Source organism: Trichocoleus sp. FACHB-591 (assembly GCF_014695845.1).
Taxonomy (GTDB): Bacteria; Cyanobacteriota; Cyanobacteriia; order FACHB-46; family FACHB-46; genus Trichocoleus.
In genome coordinates this window covers 1-2490 of sequence record NZ_JACJPA010000077.1, presented here as the reverse complement: position 1 = coordinate 2490, position 2490 = coordinate 1, and the positions used below count along the sequence as shown (strand labels likewise).

Annotated in this window: 4 protein-coding genes; 2 read left to right on the top strand and 2 right to left on the bottom strand. The window is 46.3% G+C overall.

Annotated elements, in window-relative coordinates; genetic code table 11:
* Positions 1 to 392: 392 nt before the first annotated feature.
* Positions 393 to 545 carry a hypothetical protein gene (locus H6F90_RS30380; protein ID WP_206756177.1) on the bottom strand — a complete coding sequence of 51 codons (153 nt, stop codon included), beginning with the start codon at positions 543 to 545 and terminating at the stop codon, positions 393 to 395.
* A gap of 368 nt (positions 546 to 913) precedes the next feature.
* Here H6F90_RS30380 and H6F90_RS13520 point away from each other — a divergent pair, with 368 nt between their 5' ends.
* Together H6F90_RS13520 and H6F90_RS13515 are read left to right on the top strand one after the other, a co-directional pair.
* Positions 914 to 1465 (top strand): GNAT family N-acetyltransferase, encoded by a 552-nt coding sequence (locus H6F90_RS13520; RefSeq protein ID WP_199295910.1) that lies wholly within the window; start codon positions 914 to 916, stop codon positions 1463 to 1465.
* A gap of 137 nt (positions 1466 to 1602) precedes the next feature.
* Positions 1603 to 2115, top strand: coding sequence for a DUF1993 domain-containing protein (locus H6F90_RS13515; protein ID WP_190552970.1), 513 nt, complete (start codon positions 1603 to 1605; stop codon positions 2113 to 2115).
* A 105-nt stretch (positions 2116 to 2220) separates the two neighbouring features.
* On the opposite strand, the gene H6F90_RS13510 is transcribed toward H6F90_RS13515, so the two are convergent.
* Positions 2221 to 2490 (bottom strand): group II intron maturase-specific domain-containing protein (locus H6F90_RS13510; RefSeq protein WP_370588019.1); only part of this gene is annotated, 270 nt, incomplete at its 5' end.

Sequence of the window (2490 nt, the reverse complement as noted above, 5' to 3'; positions counted from 1 at the left end):
GCAAAGCTTGCAGGCTTTGACGTTGGTAGGGAGTCGGCATCCCATCGAGCAAGTGATAGATTAGTTCTTGGGCGTGGGCAAGAATGTCCATTGTTCTTGCGGTCTATTAGTTTCACGCCCTTTCTGCCACCTTTTAAGCCTTGGTGCAAGATCTGAGATGAGCAATCTCCACAACTTAAAACGACCAAGCTTATAGCGATCGCTCTTGCTCTCACGATTGAGATAGTGTTGATATCCCAGCTATTGAGAATCCTTAAAACTCCTTCTGAGAGAGAGCTTCAGACCATAAATTCCTGCCTTGGGGTAGTAGGGTTCGAAATCAACCTAGTTCTGCGACTAAAATTTGGCAGCCCATCTAAAAAAGCACCTTCTTTAACTAAGAAGGTGCTTTTTTAGATCAAATCTAGATCAGCTAATTGAGTTAATCGCTGGAACCAAGGCGAACGACGGGAATTGAACCCGCGAATGGTGGAACCACAATCCACTTCACTTTGTACTAGCAGGGTAGTGGCAAAGGCTAACTCTGTGATCGCCCTTACTCTCATGATTGAGATACTGTTGATATCTCAGCTATTGAGAATAGTCAAAACTCTTGCTGTCGGGTAGTTTCAAGCAATAAATTCCTGCTTTGGGGTTGTAGGGGGCCATGCTGCGATCGCTCTCTCAATCCAGACACTACAGTTTAAGAGAACCCATAGCTGATGCTGCCTTGGATATGAGCTAACGACAACTTTGGGAATGATAGGCTGCTGGAAGGAGGGTTTTTGCAGGGAAAATATACAGAAAGTTTCGGCATAATCACCTGAAATAAGGTAGTTATGCCGAAACTTTCCGTCTAATAATAGTTAGCCCGCAGTTCCTGAACAAAGCATCAGCCAAACAACAATAGTGGAGCAAAGTTGCATTGTTTCCAGTGAATTTTCTTCCTCAACTCACTGAACGACTGGTTCTGCGTCGGTTTACAGATCTTGATCTAGATCGGTTTTTTTCCTACCGCCAAGATTCTCAAGTCGCTCGATTCCAAAGTTGGTCGATGTTACCTTATCATGAAGCGCAATCTTTCATTCAGGAAATGCAAATAGCAGTTATGGGGGTACCAGGTGAATGGTTTCAAATCGCGATCGCCCACAAGCAATCCAACTTGCTCCTGGGTGACATTGGAATGCAAATTTACACCGAGAATCCGGCAATCGTAGAAATTGGATTTACTTTGGCTCGTGAAGAGCAAGGTGAAGGATATGCACAAGAAGCTGTTCAAGCGCTGGTTTATTCACTATTTGAACTGGGATGCATCAACCAGATCGTCGGCATAACTGATATGCGAAATGAACCGTCTATTAATTTGCTGAGGCGCTTGGGAATGAATCTAGTGCGATCGGATGAGGTGGAGTTTAAGGGTGAATTGTGTATTGAGCAAACATTCGAGTTGAAAAGCGAGGATTGGTTACTGCACAAAGCAGGCTAACCCTCCGTTGGAGCGGATAGGATCAAGCCTCTTTTTACGGAATTCAAGGTTACTTACCACCGCTCAACTTGGTCGTTAGGCTGAAATTTGTTCTAAGGACAGCTAGGGTTCATAGAAAAGCCTTGAGGGATCACAAAATGCAAAGCCAGAATATAGATTTAATCCGAACCCTCTTCCAAAGCCGCTTAGCAACTCTTAAGCACCTCTTGGAGTCAGCTCAGACTCATTTTTGTGATGACGAGTCGTTCCTTCAAAAGCGCATTGCGGCTGATATGTTGCCGTTCGGTACACAGATTGCTTTCACCTGCAATCAACCACGCAACTTTGCTCTCTGGTGTGATGGCAAACCTGCGAATAATCTAGATCCAGACGTCACATCTCTCGCACAGGCATACGAGCACATAGCAAACACTAAAGAACTTCTTTTAGGCGCTCACGTTGAAGATGCAAAGCTAGCTGAGGTAACACGCATTGACTTGGGCCAGAGCCTCTACATCGAGCTGTCTGGTAATGCCTATGTAAATGAATTTCTAATTCCAAACTTTTACTTCCATATGGTTACGGCTTACGACATTCTTCGCATGGCTGGGGTGCCAATTGGAAAACGAGATTACATGCTGCACTTGGTGCCATCAATCAGAAAGGAATGAAGCCTAATCGGGTCGAGGAAGGCATTTAACCTTCCCCTCCCACACCACCCTGCGTGCGGGTCCGCACAGGGCGGTTCATGAAGACGCGCAGACAATGCTGATAGTCTAGGCGTATCCTTGAACTTTCATCCAAAGATGCCGAATGGATAGCAATCCCTGCTGTTCCAGCCATTCATTGGTCATTCCCGTTTGAGTCGCCAGCGTCTTTGACAAGCGCCAGTAGCCTTTGCGGCTAAGCCCTGTCGAGAACGCATGCCGTCTACTCGTTCCCAGCTTGAGCAGGTTGGTGATGCGGGTTCTGGGTCTGCGCCATTGCTTCCAATAACACATCCGCATCCGCCGCCTTAACCAACCGTCTAGCTCTTCGATGGGCGA

Coding starts and splice junctions, on each gene's coding strand:
- H6F90_RS13515 (WP_190552970.1), top strand. CDS start 1,603: ATGCAAAGCCAGAATATAGATTTAATCCGAACCCTCTTCCAAAGCCGC.
- H6F90_RS30380 (WP_206756177.1), bottom strand. CDS start 545: ATGAGAGTAAGGGCGATCACAGAGTTAGCCTTTGCCACTACCCTGCTA.